The organism is Amycolatopsis sp. NPDC051061 (assembly GCF_040682935.1).
Taxonomy (GTDB): domain Bacteria; phylum Actinomycetota; class Actinomycetes; order Mycobacteriales; family Pseudonocardiaceae; genus Amycolatopsis.
This window is the reverse complement of the sequence record NZ_JBFBBZ010000068.1, coordinates 1-18,031: the sequence shown is the minus strand read 5'-3', so window position 1 is coordinate 18,031 and position 18,031 is coordinate 1. Positions and strand designations below refer to the sequence as shown.

The window sequence follows — 18,031 nt, the reverse complement described above, 5'->3', positions numbered from 1 at the left end:
CGGCGGCTTTGCCATCCTGGTTCCGGGCCGAGAGGCGCTGCGACGGAACTCTTTCCGCCACGCTCGGCCCGGACCACGACTCCAAGGGCGCCTCCCGCGAGGGAGGTGCCTTTTTTGATGTCCGCTGTGATGTGCCTGGGGACTTTCCGTCCTGCCTCCCGAGCGGTCCGCAACGAGCTCCGGAGTGCACCGAAGAATGAGTGACAAACTGCAGACCCGCAACGGTCTCGACTTCGCCGTCGCCGACCTGTCCCTGGCCGCGGCCGGCCGCACCCAGCTGCGGCTGGCCGAGCACGAGATGCCCGGCCTGATGGCGATCCGCCGCGAGTACGCCGCCGCGCAGCCGCTGAAGGGCGCCCGCATCGCCGGGTCGCTGCACATGACCATCCAGACCGCCGTGCTCATCGAGACGCTCGTCGCGCTCGGTGCCGAGGTGCGCTGGGTGTCCTGCAACATCTTCTCCACCCAGGACGAGGCCGCCGCCGCGGTCGTCGTCGGCCTCGAGGGCACCGTCGACGCCCCAGCCGGTACGCCGGTGTTCGCGTGGAAGGGCGAGACGCTCGAAGAGTACTGGTGGTGCACCGACCGGCTCTTCGCCTTCGCCGGCGGCCGGGCGCCGAACATGATCCTCGACGACGGCGGCGACGCCACCCTGCTCGTCCACAAGGGAGTCGAGTTCGAAGCCGCGGGCGCGGTGCCGCAGCCGTCCGAAGAGGACCCCGAGGAGTACCGGATCGTCCTCGGCACCCTGCGCGCGAGCCTGGCCGCCGACGGCGACCGCTTCACCCGCATGGCCAAGGAGATCCGCGGCGTCACCGAGGAGACGACCAACGGCGTCAAGCGGCTCTACAAGCTCGCCAAGGACGGCGAGCTGCTCTTCCCCGCCATGAACGTCAACGACTCCGTGACGAAGTCCAAGTTCGACAACAAGTACGGCATCCGACACTCCCTTGTGGACGGATTGAACCGCGCCACCGACGTGATGATCGGGGGCAAGCGCGTCCTCGTCTGCGGCTACGGCGACGTCGGCAAGGGCGCGGTCGAGGCGTTGCGCGGCCAGGGTGCCCGGGTCTCGGTCACCGAGATCGACCCGATCTGCGCGCTGCAGGCGGCGATGGACGGGCTTGACGTGGTGGAGCTCGAGGACGTCGTCGAGACGGCCGACATCTTCATCACCACCACCGGCAACTTCGGCATCATCTCGGCGGAGCAGATGAGCCGGATGAAGCACAACGCGATCGTCGCGAACGTCGGGCACTTCGACAACGAGATCGACATCGCCGGGCTGGTGAAGCTGCCGGGCATCGTGAAGAACGAGATCAAGCCGCAGGTGCACGAGTGGACGTTCCCGGACGGCCACGCGATCATCGTGCTTTCCGAGGGCCGCCTGATGAACCTCGGCAACGCGACCGGGCACCCGTCGTTCGTGATGTCGAACTCGTTCACCAACCAGGCCATCGCGCAGATCGAGCTGTTCGCCAAGCCCGGCGAGTACGCCACCGACGTCCACCGGCTGCCGAAGCACCTCGACGAAAAGGTGGCCCGGCTGCACCTCGACGCGCTCGGTGTGAAACTCACCAAGCTCTCGAAGGCCCAGGCGGACTACATCGGCGTCGACGTCGAGGGTCCGTACAAGCTCGACCACTACCGGTACTGATCCGAAGTTGCTCCATTTGCCGCAGTTTGGTTTATCCGGAAACTGGCCATCCTCCCGTCGAGAGCGCATCCGCCCGGACGGCACGGAGCCGGGCCGGGTCTCGTGCGAAGGAGTGTGTCAAGTGATCGTCCTCGGTGTGATTCTTCTGGTCATCGGGTTCATCGTCGGTATCCCGGTGCTTTACACCATCGGCATCATCCTCGCGGTGGCCGGCGTGGCACTGGCCATCCTGGGCGGCACCGGCCGCCGGATCGGTGGGCGTGCGCACTGGTACTGATCGAACAGTCGCGAACGGCCTGGCACGGCGTCAGCAGCAATGCTCGCCGCGCCAGGCCGTTCGGCCTTCTTTCACCGCCACGACGGCGATGGCGATGGCCACGAGCGGATCGGCCCACCACCAGCCCCAGAGGGTGTTGAGCAGCAATCCCGCCAGCAGGACCGCGGAAAGGTAAGAGCAGAGCAAAGTCTGCCGCGAATCCGCGACCGCGCTGGCGGAACCCAGCTCCCGTCCCGTTCGCCGTTGCGCGGCGGACAGGGCGGGCATCACGACAAGCGAAACCGCCGCGAGGACGACCCCGGTGAGCGAGCTTTCCGGTGCCGCCGCGGTGAAGAACGTCCGCACGGACTCCGCCGTCACGTAGGCGGCCAGCGTGAAGAACGACAGCGCGATCAGGCGCAGCGTCCGCCGTTCGCGGGCTTCCGGGTCACGGCCCGAGAACTGCCAGGCGACCGCGACCGCCGAAGCGACCTCGATCACCGAATCCAGGCCGAAGCCGACCAGTGCGCCCGATGAGGCCGCGGTTCCGGCTGTCAGCGCCACGGCGGCTTCGACGACGTTGTAGGTGATGGTCGCCGCCACGAGCAGCCGGACCCGCCGCACGAGCACCGCCCGGCGGTCCGGGCCGACAGTGACCGGCGCGCAGCAGCCGTCGGAGCACTCCGCGCTCGTCATGCCGGCTCGCATTCTTCCCGCGGTTCGACCGCCAGCACGACCTGGACGAGCTCGCGCAGCGCGCGGGCCAGGTGCGCGTCGGCGATCTCGTACCGCACCTGACGGCCTTCGTAGCCCGCCGCGACGAGCCCGCAGCCCCGCAGGCACGCAAGGTGGTTCGAGACGTTCGAGCGGCTCAGCCCGAGTTCACCGGCGAGCCGCCCGGGATAGGCGGGCCCGTCGAGCAGCGCGGTCAGGATCCGGCAGCGGGTCGGGTCGGCGAGGGCGCGCCCGATCCGGGCCAGCGCCGACTCCCGCGTCTCACAGGTCACCATGCGGTGAACTGTACATCAGTGGCTGACCTATCCACACGGGACACCGCGGAAATTAAAGGGTCCTCCGGCTCCGAGGGGGAGGGAGAGCCGAAGGACCCCGTTAGTGTTAGCACATCGCCAAGCCCGTGTACACAGCTGCATACACGATCGTGTTACGCGCTTGACGCGATCCTGACGCCACGAAGGCCTCCCCGGCCGGCGGTGAAGCCGATCGAGAAGGCCTTCGCGGATCCTGGCGGGAGGCTCAGGAAGCTTGGCGCAGCAGCGGTTTCCCCGGTGCGGCGGCACAGCCGCACCCGCTGCCGAGGGCCTGGCAGTCGACGATCAGGCCGTGCCGGACGCGGTCACCGTCCTCACAGGCCGGATCGGTGCACTCGGCGAACCCGCCGTCCGGGTGCACCACGAGGGTGCCGTGGCAGTGATCGATTCCCGTGTCACAGGAAGCGCACTCCATGACCGGCCCGCCTTTCCGCGTTCGTGCCCGGTGTGCTCGCACTCCTTGCTACCACCGGGAAGCACGCGGACGTGGTAGGGGCCGGCGGCGTGTCGGCCCGGCCACCCGGCCGGGCTCAGGCACGCTCGGGCCGACGTCAGGAAAGGGTCGTTCACGACGCCGCCAACCCCCGCCAAACGTCGCGAATGACTCATTCGAGACCTCCGGCGCCCCCAATGACTCATTCGCGACACCCGACCCCCGCGCGCGGCCGTGACCTTGCCGGAGCCCTGACTGCCGACGTCATGAAAGGGTCGTTCATGTCGTCCGACGACAGGAAAGGGTCGTTCATGTCATCCAAGTAGCCCAGGACCGTCGAGATCAGGCTGACTTCGGTGCCCGCTTCCGCGCCGCCGGCTTCTTCTTCGCAGCGGGCGGCGGCTCCTCGTCCTCATCGGACTCCTCCGAAGTGGACTTCGCCCCGCGAGACTTCTTCGCCGCGTCCACACTGGCCTGCAGCGCCGCCATCAGGTCGACCACGTCGGCCTTCGCGGTGACCGCCGCCGGCTTGGTCGTCTCCTCCCCCGCCACCTTGGCCTCGATCATCTCCTCGAGGGCCTCGCGGTAGTGGTCGTGGTACTTCTCCGGCTCGAACACCGGCTCGGCCAGGGAGTCGATCAGCGACCCGGCCATGGTGAGCTCCTGCGGCCGGACCTGCGGCGGGTCGTCGCGCAGGAAGGGGAAGTCGGGTTCGCGGACCTCGTCCGGCCACAGCATCGTCGTCATCACCAGCACGTCGGCGTGCACCCGCAGCACCGCCATGCTCTCCCGCTGCCGCACGGCGACCTTGGCGATGGCCACCTGGCTCGACTTGTGCAGCGCGTCCCGCAGGACGATGTACGGCTTCACCGCGCTCTTCTGCGGCTCCAGGTAGTACGTCCGGTCGTACTGGATCGGGTCGATCGACTCGAGCGGCACGAACTCCAGGACGTCGATCGTGCGCTGCGAAGACAGCGGCAGGTCGGCCATCTCGGTGTCGGTGATCACGACCATCTCGCCGTCGGGCAGCTCGTAGCCCTTGGCGATCTCGGCGTAGGGCACCTCGGCGCCGTCGATCGTGCAGAACCGCTTGTACTGGATGCGGCCGCCGTCGGCCTCGTGCACCTGGCGGAGCGAGACGTTCTTGTTCTCGGTGGCCGCGTACAGCTGGATCGGGATGGACACCAGCCCGAACGACACCGAGCCCTTCCACATCGCCCGCATGCCACGCACCTCCGGAGTCGCCTTCACGCTACGTGACAACCGTAGCCCGAATCGTCCCCCGGCGACAGTCTGATCTAGACCTCTGCCAGGTACTTCTCCCACAGCACGGGGTCCATGAACCAGTTCTGGAAGTCCGTCGGATCGGTGAACCCGTTCGCGAACCGCCGCGCCACCGCGGGGTTCTGGCCGGCCACCCCGAGGATCTGGAGCACGTGCGGGGGCGGCGGCATGAGCAGCGCGTTGGTCCATTCGGTGACGTGCCGGGCGTACTCCCAGTAGCGCTCGAACGTCGCGTCCATCCAGCCCGCGTCGAACGGCCGGTCGCCGTGCTCGACGATCGCGTCCAGGTAGGTGGCCGCGCAGTGGCTCGCGTTGTTGGAGCCCTGCCCGGTGATCGGGTCGTTCGCCACGACGACGTCGGCCATGCCCAGCACGATCGCCCCGCCGGGCAGCGTGCCGACCGGGTTGCGGACCACCGGTGTGTAGCCGCCGGCCAGCGTCGCCTTCGCGTCGGTCAGCTCGGCGTCGCGGCTGCGCTCGTACTCCCACGGCACGAACTGCCGCATCAGGTCCAAGATCCGCGAGAAGTGCTCGGCCGGCCCCGGGCGGTCGTCGAAGCAGTCCAGCGGCCCGCCGGGCACGCCTTCGAAGAAGAGGATGTCGCAGTTCCCGGTGAGCGTGTACGCCGGGATCATGAACAGCTCCCCGACCCCGGGGACGATGTTGAACCGCACCGCCATCTTGTCCGGGTGCTCCGGGCGCGGGCGCACGCCGTGGGCGTAGGCCAGCGACAGCGCGCGCATCGGTTTCGTGTACGGCGACCGCTCCGGGATCCGGTCGAACAGCTGGACCAGCTCGCCCTTGCCGGCCGAGATGATCACCAGGTCGTACAGCCGGGCCAGCGCGTCCAGCTCGGACGTCATCACGCCGTGGATGACGAGCTTGCCGCCGCGGTCCTCGAACAGCTCGAGCCAGCCGGCCATCTTCACCCGCTGGTCGACCGACTGCGCGATGTGGTCCAGCTCGGCGAACCAGTCGAGCGCGCGCCCGCCGTCCGGCGCGGCCACGGACACGCCGAGGCCTTCGACGTTCACGGTGTCGACTTCCCACTGGTCGATGCCGAGGTCCCGCTCGTGCTGCAGCGCGTCGTGGAACATGCACTGCGTCGACATCACGCGCCCGTTCCGGATCTCCTCCGGCGTCCGCGCGGACATCACCGTGACGTCGTAGTCCTTCGCCAGCAGCCCGAGGGCCAGCTGCAGCCCGGACTGCCCGGCGCCCACGATCAGGACCTTGCGCATGAAGCTCTTCTCTCCTCGTTCAGGCGTGCGGGACGCTGCCGGCGAGCTCGCGGCCCGCCGGGCCGGAGAGCACGGCCAGCGACAGCGTGTGGCCGACCAGCTCGGTCAGGGTGGCGATCGTCGAGGCGCGGTCGCGGGCGTCGCAGGTGACCAGCGGGACGCTCGGGTCGAGCGCGAGCGCGTCGCGCACCTCCTCGAGGTCGTGCACCGGCATGCCCTCGAACTGGTTGACCGCCACGACGAACGGCAGCTCCGAGTCGTTCTCGAAGTAGTTGATCGCCGCGAACGACTCGTCGATCCGGCTGGTGTCGACCAGCACGACCGCGCCGAGCGCGCCGCGGCTCAGGTCGTCCCAGAGGAACCAGAACCGCGCCTGGCCGGGCGTGCCGAACAGGTACAGCAGCAGGTCCGGGCGCAGCGTGATGCGGCCGAAGTCCATCGCGACGGTCGTGGTCGACTTGCCGCCGGGCGGGATGTCGTCGACGCCTTCGCCGGCCTCGGTCATCCACGCCTCGTTGCTCATCGGCGGCACCTCGGAGACCGCCCCGACGAAGGTGGTCTTGCCGACACCGAAGCCCCCGGCGACGACGATCTTCGCGGAGATCGTCAGCAGATCGCCCTCAGGCGGGGAGCCGCTTGAGCCCATCAAGGATCCTCTCGAGCACGTTGGTGTCGTGGTGGTAGGCGTGCGCCGTGGGGTGGACGAATACCGCGCCCTGGGACGCGAGGTCGCCGATCAGCACCCGCACCACGCCCAGCGGCAGGTCCAGCCCGACCGACAGCTCGGCGATCGAGCAGCGCGCCCGGGCACGTTCGTAGAGCGAGCGCGACTCGGGCATGAGCGTGCCGCTCAGCGCCGGGTCGTACTGCGGGACCGAGACCAGCGTCTCCACCAGCAGCTGGTGGCGGGTGCTGGTGCGGCCGCCGGTGAGCGCGTACGCGCGGATCCGGCGGCTGCGCCGCGGCAAGGCGGTGTCCTTGTCGGACACGGAGATCACATCCTCGTGCTGCATTCCGGGGCTTCGCCCCGGGCCGGGGGCTCCGCCACCCGGACCCCCGGAAGAGTCGTGGGGCACGCCGATCACACCCGGGGCCGGCGCGCGGTGAGCACCTGGCGCAGTTCGGCGCGCACCTCGGGGGTGAGCGCGTGGCCGGCGTTGGTGATGAACTGGGTCATCTCGTAGGCGACCACCTTCATGTCCGCCTCGCCCGAGGTCAGCACCGCGAGCCCGGCACCGGAGCCGATGCCCATGAAGAGGAAGTAGCCGTGGGTCAGCCGGATGATGATCTGCTCGCAGGCGCCCTTCCCGAACAGTGCCGCGCTGTTGCCGGCCAGCGAGAGCAGGCCGCTGGCGATCGCCGCGAGCTGTTCGGCCTCGGCTTCACCGACCGAGTCGGACGCGGTGAGGGGGAAGCCGTCCACGCTCATGATCAGCGCGTGGCTGACCCCGTGGACCTTCCGCACGAAGTCGTCGAGCAGCCAGGCGAAGTTCGCCGGGGCCGGGTGGGGGGCGCTCACGAGGCGGTTCCTCCGGGCGTCTCGTCCTGCTGGGAGCGGTTCTCGGCGAGCGCGGCCCGCTCGCCGTCGGCGAACGCGCCGAGGTCGGCGAGCAGCTGGTCGTGGCCGGAGCCGGGCGAAGCCGGGGCCGGCGGGGGCGGTGGTGGTTCGGGGGCGGCCCCGCGGATGCTGCCGGGCACCCGGCGCGGCAGGCCGTTGGCCGTCATCCCGCCGGTCTGCTCCAGCGGCCGCGGGCGGGGGCTGGGCTTGCGCGGCATCTGCGTGACCGGCTCTTCGCGGGGGAAAGCCCCCGGGCGGCGGCGCGGGAGGCCGCCGACCGCGGCGGGCTCGCCCCCCGATGCCTTGACCGGCTCGACGGTGACGGTCCGGGTGCCGGACCACGCGTGTTCGGCGAGCTCGGTGACGATGCCGGTGGGCAGCAGCACGGTGGCCACCGTGCCGTGCGGGCTGCGCCGGTCCAGGCGCACGGTGACGTCGTGGCGGGCGGCGAGCCGGGAGACCACCGCGAGGCCCATGTGGCGCGCCGCGGCGTCGTCGAGGTCGCCGCCGGCGGCGAGCCGCGCGTTGAGGCCGTCGACGCGGTCGGCCGGGATGCCGATGCCCTCGTCCTCGATCCGGACGAGCACGCTGCCCTGCTCGGTCAGGTGCGCGCTGATGTTCACCGGCGAACTCGGCGACGACTGGTTGGCGGCGTTGTCGAACAGCTCCGCCAGCACCCGGCCCAGGTCCTCCGCGGCGAAGCCGACAACGCCGAGGTTCACGACCCGGCCGATGGTGATCCGGGCGTAGTGGTCGATCGAAGACATCGCCGCGCGCATGACGTCGAGCACCGAGGTGGCGCGGGCGGCGTCGTCGGCGGTCTCCTGACCGGCCAGGACGCGCAGGTTCTCGGCGTTGCGCCGCAGCCGCGTCGCGAGGTGGTCGAGCTGGTAGAGCTCGGCGAGGCGGTGGTGGTCCTCCTCCCCCGCCTCCAGCTCTTCGAGCCGGGCGAGGAGCTGGTCCAGCAGGTTGAGGTCACGCAGGGCGACGCTGGCGCAGATCTCCGCCAGCACGGCGTCGTCCGCCGTCGCCTCCGGCACCGCCACGGGCTCCAGCGGCGGCAGCGCGGCGATCGCCGGTCCGGCCGCGGGCGCGTACCCAGGGTGCTTCGGCGGCGCGGTGAGGAACTGCGCGGCGGCGACCCGCGAGCGGTCCAGCAGGACGCGTGATCGATCCAGGAGTTCCCGGGCCCGGCTGGCCATGTGGTCCCACTTCTTCCTTGCTCAAGTTCGGACGCGGTACGACGTGCCGACCCCCGGCGGCGACGACCGACATGCAAGCAGAAAGCCTCGTGACGTGTCCACAACCCGTCCCCGCGCGACCGCGCCGAGTGAGCACGAATTCGGAGCGTCGCGCCTGGTGAGCGCAGTGGATTAGGCCGTTCGGCTCAATTTTGCAAATTGCGTGGCGCAACAGAGCGCACACGGGCGCCGATACCGCAGGCCACACGGGCCCGCACGGCGAAATCCGGGCCGTGTCCGGTTCGCCCTAATTTTGCGTGGCCCGCACTTTTTTGCGGACCACGCAAGTTTTTCGCTACACTCCGTTCATGCCGCCGGAGGAGCCACCGAAGCTGACGCTGCGGGAACGCAAGAAGCGCGAGGCCCGCCGCGCCCTCGCGCAGGCCGCGTTGCGGCTCTCGCTGGACCGCGGGCTGGAGAACGTGCGGGTCGAGGACATCGCCACCGAGGTCGGTGTCTCGCCCCGCACATTCAACAACTACTTCTCCAGCAAGGAGCAGGCGGTCTGCTCGATGGTCGTCGACCGCCACGAGGGGATGCGCGAAGCCCTGCTCGCCCGGCCGGAGGGCGAGCCGCTCTGGGAGTCCGTGAAGCAGGCGGTGATCGAGCAATATTCGCGTGAGGGCGAGCCGGATCGCGCGTATGTTGCGCGTATCCGGGAGCTGATGGGCCAGCTCATGCTGCGCGGCGAGTTCCTCAACGCCCACGCGGCGGTCGAACGCGTCCTCGCCGAGACCATCGCGAAGCGGGCGGGCGGGGCGGACCACCTCCTGTGCCGGCTGATGGCCTCCACGGTGGAAAGCGCCGTCCGCGTCGCCTTCGTCAACTGGTTCATGACCGAAGGCGAGCCGTTCCTCCCGACCCTGGAACGGCTGCTGGACGAGCTGGCCACCGGGATGCCCACCCTGACCGGCGGCACCGCACCGAACACCACCACCACATCACTGGGGGAACCGTTGTGCTAGTCAAGCTCCTGCGCAGTCACCTGCGCCCGTACAGAACCACGTTGTGGGTGATCGTCGCGCTGCAGCTCGTGCAGACGATCGCCATGCTCTACCTGCCGACGCTCAACGCCGACATCGTCGACAACGGGCTGATCAAGGGCGACATGGCCTACATCCTGCGCGTCGGCGTCGTGATGCTCGCCGTGACGCTGGCCCAGATCGCCGGCTCGATCGGCGCGGTGTACTACGGCGCCCGCACCGCGATGGCGGTCGGCCGCGACATCCGCTCCGGCGTCTTCCACCGGGTGCAGGACTTCTCGGCCCGCGAGGTCGGCCACTTCGGCACGCCGTCGCTGATCACTCGCACCACCAACGACGTCCAGCAGATCCAGATGCTGGTCGTGATGACGCTGACGCTGATGGTGTCGGCACCGATCATGTGCGTCGGCGGGATCATCCTCGCGCTGAACCTCGACGTGCCGCTTTCCTCGCTGCTGCTGGTGATCGTGCCGGTGCTCGCCGTCGCGGTCGGGACGATCATCACCAAGATGCGCCCGGCGTTCCGGCTGATGCAGGAACGGATCGACAAGATCAACCAGGTGCTGCGCGAGCAGATCATGGGCATCCGCGTCATCCGCGCGTTCGTCCGCGACAAGCACGAACGCGAGCGCTTCGACGCCGCGAACGACCAGCTGCTCACGGTGTCGCTGCGGGTCGGGCGGCTGATGGCGCTGATGTTCCCGATCGTCATGCTGGTGATGAACGCCTCCAGCGTGGCCGTGCTGTGGTTCGGCGGCCAGCGCATCGACTCCGGCAGCATGCAGATCGGCGCGCTGACGGCGTTCCTGTCCTACCTGCTGCAGATCCTGATGTCGGTCATGATGGCCACGTTCATGTTCATGATGGTGCCGCGCGCGGAGGTCAGCGCCGAGCGGATCAGCGAGGTGCTCGACACCGAGTCGAGCGTCCGGCTGCCGGAGTCGCCGATCACGCCCGGCGAGCTGCACGGGCACCTGGAGCTCGCCGGCGTCGAGTTCCGCTACCCCGGCGCGGAAAAGCCGGTGCTGCAGGACATCTCGCTGATCGGGCGGCCGGGTGAGACGACCGCGGTGATCGGGTCGACGGGTACCGGGAAGACCACGCTGCTCAACCTGATCCCGCGGCTGATGGACGCGACCCGCGGCACGGTGAAGGTCGACGGCGTCGACGTGCGCGACCTCGACCCGGCGGTGCTCGCCCGCGCGGTCGGGCTGGTGCCGCAGAAGCCGTACCTGTTCGCCGGGACGGTGGCGAGCAACCTGCGGTACGGCAACCCGGACGCGACCGACGAAGAGCTGTGGCGCGCGCTGGAAGTGGCGCAGGGCAAGGACTTCGTCGAAGCGATGCCCGAAGGCCTGGAAGCGCCGATCGCCCAGGGCGGCACGAACGTCTCGGGCGGGCAGCGGCAGCGGATCGCGATCGCGCGGATGCTGGTGCACAAGCCGGAGATCTACCTCTTCGACGACTCGTTCTCGGCGCTGGACTACGCGACCGACGCGGCCCTGCGCCGCGCGCTGGTCTCGGAGACCGCCGAAGCGACGGTGATCATCGTCGCGCAGCGCGTCAGCACCATCCGCGGCGCCGACCGCATCATCGTCCTCGACGAGGGCCGCGTCGTCGGCACCGGCACCCACCACGAACTGTTCGACGGCAACGAAACCTACCGGGAGATCGTGCTGTCCCAGCTGACCGAGCAGGAGGCGGCGTGAGCACGACCGAATCGCCCAAGACCGCCACCGCCGCCGTCACCGAAGCGGGGGAACGGCCGACCGCCGAGCGGCAGAAGAACACCGGGGCGGCGACGGCCGGACCGGGCCGGTGGATGGCCGGCGGCGCACCGCCGGAGAAGGCCCTCGACTTCAAGGGGTCCCTCAAGCGGCTGCTGCGCATGCTGGCCCCGCAACGGCTCCACCTGATCGGGGTGCTCGTGCTCGGTGCGGCGAGCGTCGCGCTGACGGTGATCGGGCCGAAGATCCTCGGCCAGGCCACCGACGCGATCCTCGCCGGCGTGCTCGGCAAGCAGGTGCCGCCGGGGGTCACCAAGGAGCAGATCGTCGCCGGGCTGCGCGCCGGCGGCAACAGCACCCTCGCCGACATCTACGGCCGCGTCGATCTCGTGCCCGGGGTGGGCATCGACTTCGACAAGGTCGGGCAGATCCTGCTGACCGTGCTGGCGCTGTTCGTCATCGCGTCGTTCTTCGGGCTGATCCAGGCCCGGCTGACGACGACGCTGGTGCAGCAGGCCGTGTACCGGCTGCGCCAGGACGTCGAAGAGAAGTTCGCGCGGCTGCCGCTGAAGTACTTCGACCGCCAGCCGCGCGGCGAGATCCTTTCCCGGGTCACCAACGACATCGACAACCTGGCGATGTCGCTGCAGCAGACGCTGTCGCAGATCGTCGCGTCGCTGCTGACGGTCATCGGCGTGCTGATCATGATGTTCCTGATCTCGCCGCTGCTGGCGCTGATCGCGCTGCTCACGGTGCCGCTCTCGGCCGTCGTGGCGGCGAAGATCGGGAAGCGGGCGCAGCCGAACTTCATCAAGCAGTGGGCCACGACCGGGAAGCTCAACGCGCACGTCGAGGAGATGTACACCGGGCACTCGCTGGTCAAGGTGTTCGGCCGCCGCGACGAGGCCGCGGCGATCTTCGACAAGCAGAACGACACGCTGTACGAGGCGAGCTTCCGGGCGCAGTTCATCTCCGGGATGATCCAGCCGGCGATGATGTTCATCGGCAACCTGAGCTACGTGCTGGTCGCGGTGATCGGCGCGCTGCGCGTCGCGTCGGGCAGCCTGACGCTCGGCGAGGTGCAGGCGTTCATCCAGTACTCGCGCCAGTTCAGCCAGCCGGTGACGCAGATTGCCAGCATGGCGAACCTGCTGCAGTCCGGCGTCGCCTCGGCCGAGCGGGTGTTCGCGCTGCTCGACGCCGAGGAGCAGGAGCCGGAGCCCGAGCACCCGGAGCGGCCGGCGGTGATCCGCGGGCAGGTCGAGTTCCAGGACGTCTCGTTCCGCTACCTGCCGGACAAGCCGCTGATCGACGACCTGTCGCTTTCGGTGGAGCCCGGCCAGACGGTGGCGATCGTCGGCCCGACCGGCGCGGGCAAGACGACGCTGGTCAACCTGCTCATGCGGTTCTACGAGCTCGACGGCGGGCGGATCACGCTCGACGGCGTCGAGATCGCGAAGATGAACCGCGAGGAGCTGCGCGACCAGACCGGCATGGTGCTGCAGGACGCGTGGCTGTTCGGCGGCACGATCGCGGAGAACATCGCCTACGGCGCGGACAACCCGAGCCGGGAGGAGATCGTCGAAGCGGCGAAGGCGACGCACGTCGACCGCTTCGTCCGCACGCTGCCGGACGGCTACGAGACGGTGCTCGACGACGAGGGCGGCACGGTCAGCGCGGGCGAGAAGCAGCTGATCACGGTGGCCCGGGCGTTCCTGGCCAGGCCGGTGATCCTGATCCTCGACGAGGCGACCAGCTCGGTCGACACCCGCACCGAGGTGCTGATCCAGCGGGCGATGAACTCGCTCCGCAGCGGACGCACGAGCTTCGTCATCGCGCACCGGTTGTCCACGATCCGCGACGCGGACGTGATCCTGGTGATGGAGCACGGCCAGATCGTCGAGCAGGGCGACCACGAGACCCTGTTGGGCAGCGGCGGCGCTTACGCACGGCTGTATGCGGCTCAGTTCGCCGAAGCCATGGCGGAGGCCGACTGAATCCGGTGCCCGTGAAGGCCTTCTGCCCGGCGTCGATAGCCGGGCAGGAGGTCTTCACGGCTTTCCGGAGCCCTCGGATGTCATGAACGGGTCGTTCATGACATCCGGCGCGATGAACGACCCGTTCATGACATCGGGGACCCGGCCTCACCCGGGCTCCCCTCCCGCCCCGGTATCCTGAACGCTCCCGAGCGGAAGGGGTACTGGGCACCGATGGCCGACCGGCTCGAGGAGTACCGCGGCAAACGCGGGAAGGACCGCACCCCCGAACCCTGGCCCGACGGCCCGCCGGAGCCGGGCGGCAACGACCTCTTCGTCATCCAGGAGCACCACGCCTCCCGGCTGCACTGGGACTTCCGGCTGGAACGCGACGGCGTGCTCGTGTCGTGGGCCGTGCCGCGGGGGCTGCCGCTCGCGCCCGGGGTGAACCGGCTCGCCGTGCACACCGAAGACCACCCCTTGGAGTACCTCACCTTCGCGGGCGAGATCCCGGCGGGCGAGTACGGCGGTGGCCGGATGACCGTGTGGGACACCGGGAAGTACGAAACCCTGCACTGGAACGACCACAAGGTCGAGGTCGTCTTCCACGGCGAGCGGGCCCGCGGCAAGTACCTCTTCCTCAACCGGCACAACGCCGACGACGACCGCGACTGGATGCTGCGGCGCCTCGACCCCGCCGAGCCGGGGCACGAGGACGCGCCCGAGTTCCTCGAGCCGATGACGGCGGTCCCGGGCGGGCTCCCGGCGGACGACGGCGAGTGGGCCTACGAGTTCGCGTGGGGCGGCTTGCGCACGATGCTGCTGGTCTCCGGCGGCCGCGTCATCGCCCACGACGACACCGGCGCCGACGTCACCGGCCGCTACCCCGACCTGCACAAGCTCGGCGAAGAGCTCGGGTCGACGGAAGTGTTGCTGGACGGCGAAGTGGTCGTCGTGAAGGACGGCAAGCCGTATCCGCAGGGTCTCGAAGAGCGCCGCCGGGCGGACGGCGCCGCGGCGAAGCGGCTGAAGACGAGTTGCCCCGTCTTCTTCTTCGCCGGCGACGTCCTCCACCTCGACGGCAAGCCGACGCTCGAGCTGCCCTACACCGAACGCCGCGAGCTGCTGGCGGACCTGCCGGTCGCCGACCGCCACTGGCAGGTCCCCCGCTTCTACCTCGGCGGCGGCGAGGACGTGCTCGGCGCCAGCCGCCAGCACGGCCTGCCGGGCGTGGTCGCCAAGCGGGCGGACAGCCCGTATCGCCCCGGCGACGGCTCCGGCGACTGGCTCTTCATCGGCGGCTGAAGCCTCAGTGCACCCGCGGGACCGCGGCGATCTGCCCGCCTCGCGCCTTCCTCAGCAGAGCCACCGCCAGCACCGCCCCGGCCACGGCGACCACCGCGCAGATCACCAGGCTCTGGTGGAACCCGGCCAAGGCACCGGCCGGCCCGGGCGTCGCCGCCATGCTCGAGGCGATGATCGTGGACACCACCGCGACCCCGAACGCGCCGCCGATCTGGAACGCGGCCGTGCTCGTGCCGGACGCGATGCCCGCGTCGGCCGTGGTCGCCCCCGCCAGCGCCGCCGCCGCCAGCGCCACCGGGCCCGCACCGAGCCCCAGGCCGAACAGGACCAGGCCGGGGAACACCGTCGTCAGGTACGCGCCGTCGAGCGAGATGCCGACGAGCAGCGCGCAGCCGGCCCCGAGCAGCAGCAGCGCCGTCACCGCGACCGGCCGGACGCCGCGGCGGGCGAGGCCGGCCTGGGCGGCGAACGCCCCCACCACCGACGCGATCGGCATCGCCGACTGGCTCAGCCCGAACTGGATCGGCGTGTGGCCCAGCACCCCCAGCGAGTACTGCGAAAGCACCACCGACATGCCGAAGCCCGGCACCAGCGCGACGATCGTCAGCAGGTTGGCCCCCAGCACGGTGGTGGAACGGAACAACCGCGTCGGCAGCAACGGGTTCGCCGAGCGCTTCTCCACCAGGACCGTCAGGCCGATCAGCACCACGAGGAGCGCGCCCAGCCCCAGCACCGGGAAGCTCGTCCACCCCCATTGCGGCGCCTCGACCAGCAAGTACACCAGCAGCGCCAGCGCCGCCGTGCCGAGCACCGCGCCGGCGACGTCGAACGTGCGGGACGCCGACGCGTCCCGGCTCTCCCGCAGCAGCGCCGGGCTCAGCACGAGCATCACGATCGCGACCGGGACGTTGACGTAGAACAGCGACTGCCACCCCAGCTTGTCGAGCAGGAACCCGCCGAGCAGGAGACCGGTCGTCGCGCCCACCGCGGCGATCGCGGACCACGTCGCCAGCGCGCGGTTGCGCGCGCGGCCCTCCGGGAACGTGTCGGTCAGGATCGCCATCGCGGTCGGGGCCATCAAGGCCGCCGAGACGCCGTGCAGGGCCCGGGCCGCCAGCAGCAGCGGCGCGGCCGTGGCGAGCGCGGACAGGATCGACACCAGCAGGAACAACGCGGTCCCGAGCATGAACACGCGGCGGCGGCCGAGCAGGTCGGCCGCCCGGCCGCCGAGCAGCAGCAGGCCGCCGAACGTCAGCAGGTTGCCCGAGAGGATCCACTGGGCCTCGACCGGCGACAGCCCGAGGTCGGCCGCGATCACCGGTACGCCCATGATCACGCTCTGGGCGTCGAGGATCACCATGAAGTTGGCCGCGCAGAGCAGGACGAGCGCCGCCAGGCGGCGGGGGTCCGCCGGCCGCGCGGCCGAGTCCGGCCGCGCCGATTCTGCGAGGGTCATCCGCGCTCCCATGCTCGTTCCGATCGTGCGACGACCGTACGAACCGGGAGGCGGTGCGCTCATCTCCCCGGCTGCGCAAGGGGCCGGCCGGCGGCGACGAGCACGACCACCGCGCCGGCGACCGGAGGCTGCCCGCAGCCCTCGAGACGGGCAGGCCCCGGCACCGGACGTCAGCAGCCGCAGGTGTAGTACGTGATGTCCCAGTGGTTGCCCTCGTCGCAGTAGAGGTTGCCGGAGCCGGCCTTCCACTGCGGGTAGCCGTCCCCGCGCAGCCCGATGTAGCTGAAGGTGTTCTTGATGTAGTTGTCGATGCAGCTGTTGTGCGCGATGTCCACCTTGTAGCCGTTGTAGTGGCTGTAGGTACCCGACGCGTGGCCGACCTCGGTCCCGCCGGTGATGTTGACCGCGCAGCCGCTGGCCCGCTTCAACGTGATGACGCCGGTGACCGTGGTCTGGTTGATCTGCTCGTAGGACGTGCACGTCGAGTTCGACCGCGTGGTGCAGCCCCCGCTCGACGAGTGCGTGACCCCGGCGGCGGACAGCTGCGACGCGGCGGCCGACTGGCTGAGCTTCGTGACCTCGACGCTCGCCGACGCCGTGCCGATGGTGGCGAAGGCCACCGTCGCGGCCGAAGCGGTCAATCCGACGGCCACTCGCGCGAGCATCCGTTGTCCCGGCATGCCTTGCTCCTTCTCCTGCGACGATCTCGAACGGCGGCAGCCAAATCGGGACGGCCATAACTTCGCCAAACAGTGCGGCCGCGGACCGGGGCGGGAGCGGGTCAGGTCCTGATCTTCGTCAAGACTTCACGAGTCCGGTCGCGTGCCGGGGATTCACTGGTGACGGCGGTGAGCTCCCGCAGCGCGCGCAGCTCCCACAGCGGGAACCCGAGCTCCTCGAACAGGCCGGCCGACGTCCGCAGCAGCCGCGCGGCTTCCGGCCCGGCGCCCTCGTCCGCGTGGGTCCGGCCGAGGCTGAGCAGGGTGTACCCGGCGCCGCGGCGGTCGCGCAGCTCGCGGAACACGCCCATCGCGACGCGCAGGTGCCACCGCGCGCCGGCCGCGTCGCCCGCCCGGCGGCGGAGCTCGGCGAGGCAGCGGTGGGTGTAGGCGGCGGCGTGCCGGTGCCCGATCTGCTCGAACAGCGTCAGCGACCGCGTCAGGCAGCGCTCGCCGTCGACGAGCTCCCCCGCCTCGGTGTGCAGGTCGCCGAGGCTGCGCAGGACGTGGGCTTCCCAGTGCCGCTCGCGGGTGCGGACGGCGCCGCCGAGCGCGCCGGTGAGCAGGTCGGCCGCCTGGTCCCAGCCGCCGTGGCGGCGCAGGACGTCGGCGTAGCGCTTGGCGGCGTGGTCGTGCCCGCGGCCGTCGTCGCACTCCCCCGCGAGCAGCATGCTGACCTCGAAGCTCTCGACGGCGCGCCGCACGTCCCCCACGTCCTCGGCCAGCGAACCCAGCTGTGCCGCCGCGGCCGCCTGCCCGTGGCGGTCGCCGCACACGCGCAGCAGGTCGAGGGCCTCCAGCAGCGCGGCTTCGGCGGCCCGCGGGTCACCACCGTCGAGGTCGACGTCGGCGCGCGCGGCCAGCACCGCGCCCGTGCCCTGCGGGTCGTCCAGCTGACGGAAGCGGTTCTCGGCCATGACGAAGTAGTTGCGCGCCTGCCGTCCGCGGCCGTGCTGCCAGTGCACCGAACCGAGGTTGTACAGCTTTTCGGCTTCCGCGTGCGGGTCCTGGCGGCGGCGGGCCGCGGCCAGGCCGAGCACCGACACGGCGCGGGCGGCGTGACCGAGCCACGGCGTGCCGGCCAGCGCGGCGCACGCGTCGGCGAGGCGTTCGGTGAGGTCGTGCCAGCCGTGCGCGCCGGCCAGC

General features: G+C 70.5%; 17 protein-coding genes, 1 pseudogene and 1 riboswitch. Of the genes and pseudogenes, 6 read left to right on the top strand and 12 right to left on the bottom strand.

The features are described 5' to 3' along the window. Positions 1-23: 23 nt before the first annotated feature. A riboswitch (S-adenosyl-L-homocysteine riboswitch) is annotated at positions 24-100 on the top strand. A 96-nt stretch (positions 101-196) separates the two neighbouring features. Further along, positions 197-1,657: an adenosylhomocysteinase gene (gene ahcY, locus AB0N03_RS47105; protein ID WP_364387113.1), complete on the top strand. Its 1,461-nt coding sequence runs from the start codon at positions 197-199 to the stop codon at positions 1,655-1,657. Positions 1,658-1,778: 121 nt separating this feature from the next. Beyond that, positions 1,779-1,934: a hypothetical protein gene (locus tag AB0N03_RS47100; RefSeq protein ID WP_285996763.1), complete on the top strand. Its 156-nt coding sequence runs from the start codon at positions 1,779-1,781 to the stop codon at positions 1,932-1,934. Positions 1,935-1,964: 30 nt separating this feature from the next. Here the strand turns inward: AB0N03_RS47100 and AB0N03_RS47095 are convergent, their stop codons facing one another. The 9 genes from AB0N03_RS47095 to AB0N03_RS47055 form a co-directional block, all read right to left on the bottom strand. Continuing rightward, positions 1,965-2,609, bottom strand: a complete 645-nt coding sequence (locus AB0N03_RS47095; RefSeq protein ID WP_364387111.1) for a cation transporter — start codon at positions 2,607-2,609, stop codon at positions 1,965-1,967. After that, the gene (locus AB0N03_RS47090; protein WP_364387109.1) at positions 2,606-2,923 is read right to left on the bottom strand and encodes a metalloregulator ArsR/SmtB family transcription factor; all 318 of its coding nucleotides are present in this window, start codon (positions 2,921-2,923) and stop codon (positions 2,606-2,608) included. Before AB0N03_RS47090 ends, AB0N03_RS47095 begins: the two co-directional genes overlap by 4 nt. A gap of 244 nt (positions 2,924-3,167) precedes the next feature. After that, on the bottom strand, positions 3,168-3,377 hold the full coding sequence (locus tag AB0N03_RS47085; RefSeq protein ID WP_364387107.1) for a hypothetical protein: 210 nt from the start codon (positions 3,375-3,377) through the stop codon (positions 3,168-3,170). A gap of 360 nt (positions 3,378-3,737) precedes the next feature. Beyond that, positions 3,738-4,619, bottom strand: a complete 882-nt coding sequence (locus tag AB0N03_RS47080; protein ID WP_364387105.1) for a Ku protein — start codon at positions 4,617-4,619, stop codon at positions 3,738-3,740. Positions 4,620-4,693: 74 nt separating this feature from the next. Further along, positions 4,694-5,920 (bottom strand): styrene monooxygenase/indole monooxygenase family protein, encoded by a 1,227-nt coding sequence (locus tag AB0N03_RS47075; protein ID WP_364387103.1) that lies wholly within the window; start codon positions 5,918-5,920, stop codon positions 4,694-4,696. 19 nt (positions 5,921-5,939) lie between these two features. Beyond that, a complete protein-coding gene (locus tag AB0N03_RS47070; RefSeq protein WP_364387101.1) occupies positions 5,940-6,566 on the bottom strand; it encodes an ATP/GTP-binding protein in 627 nt (208 codons plus the stop codon). After that, complete coding sequence (locus AB0N03_RS47065; RefSeq protein ID WP_364387099.1) at positions 6,541-6,933, bottom strand: DUF742 domain-containing protein; 393 nt, start codon at positions 6,931-6,933, stop codon at positions 6,541-6,543. Before AB0N03_RS47065 ends, AB0N03_RS47070 begins: the two co-directional genes overlap by 26 nt. 68 nt (positions 6,934-7,001) lie before the next feature. Continuing rightward, positions 7,002-7,439 (bottom strand): roadblock/LC7 domain-containing protein, encoded by a 438-nt coding sequence (locus AB0N03_RS47060; protein ID WP_125315245.1) that lies wholly within the window; start codon positions 7,437-7,439, stop codon positions 7,002-7,004. Then, positions 7,436-8,680 (bottom strand): ATP-binding protein, encoded by a 1,245-nt coding sequence (locus tag AB0N03_RS47055; RefSeq protein WP_364387097.1) that lies wholly within the window; start codon positions 8,678-8,680, stop codon positions 7,436-7,438. Before AB0N03_RS47055 ends, AB0N03_RS47060 begins: the two co-directional genes overlap by 4 nt. Before the next feature lie 347 nt (positions 8,681-9,027). Between AB0N03_RS47055 and AB0N03_RS47050 the strand changes: the two genes are divergently transcribed. The 4 genes from AB0N03_RS47050 (at position 9,028) to AB0N03_RS47035 (ending at position 14,710) form a co-directional block, all read left to right on the top strand. Next, positions 9,028-9,684, top strand: coding sequence for a TetR/AcrR family transcriptional regulator (locus AB0N03_RS47050; RefSeq protein ID WP_364387095.1), 657 nt, complete (start codon positions 9,028-9,030; stop codon positions 9,682-9,684). After that, positions 9,678-11,411 carry an ABC transporter ATP-binding protein gene (locus AB0N03_RS47045; protein ID WP_364387093.1) on the top strand — a complete coding sequence of 578 codons (1,734 nt, stop codon included), beginning with the start codon at positions 9,678-9,680 and terminating at the stop codon, positions 11,409-11,411. The genes AB0N03_RS47050 and AB0N03_RS47045 overlap by 7 nt, the downstream gene beginning before the upstream one ends. Beyond that, positions 11,408-13,426 carry an ABC transporter ATP-binding protein gene (locus tag AB0N03_RS47040; RefSeq protein ID WP_364387091.1) on the top strand — a complete coding sequence of 673 codons (2,019 nt, stop codon included), beginning with the start codon at positions 11,408-11,410 and terminating at the stop codon, positions 13,424-13,426. The genes AB0N03_RS47045 and AB0N03_RS47040 overlap by 4 nt, the downstream gene beginning before the upstream one ends. A 213-nt stretch (positions 13,427-13,639) precedes the next feature. Beyond that, the gene (locus AB0N03_RS47035) at positions 13,640-14,710 is read left to right on the top strand and encodes a DNA polymerase ligase N-terminal domain-containing protein (RefSeq protein ID WP_364387089.1); all 1,071 of its coding nucleotides are present in this window, start codon (positions 13,640-13,642) and stop codon (positions 14,708-14,710) included. Between the two features lie 4 nt (positions 14,711-14,714). Here the strand turns inward: AB0N03_RS47035 and AB0N03_RS47030 are convergent, their stop codons facing one another. The 3 genes and pseudogenes from AB0N03_RS47030 to AB0N03_RS47020 all read right to left on the bottom strand — a co-directional run. Beyond that, positions 14,715-16,166 carry an MFS transporter gene (locus AB0N03_RS47030; protein ID WP_364387087.1) on the bottom strand — a complete coding sequence of 484 codons (1,452 nt, stop codon included), beginning with the start codon at positions 16,164-16,166 and terminating at the stop codon, positions 14,715-14,717. A 170-nt stretch (positions 16,167-16,336) separates the two neighbouring features. Beyond that, the gene (locus tag AB0N03_RS47025; protein WP_364387085.1) at positions 16,337-16,846 is read right to left on the bottom strand and encodes a hypothetical protein; all 510 of its coding nucleotides are present in this window, start codon (positions 16,844-16,846) and stop codon (positions 16,337-16,339) included. Between the two features lie 101 nt (positions 16,847-16,947). Next, positions 16,948-18,031, bottom strand: a pseudogene (locus tag AB0N03_RS47020) (SARP family transcriptional regulator); the annotation flags it as partial.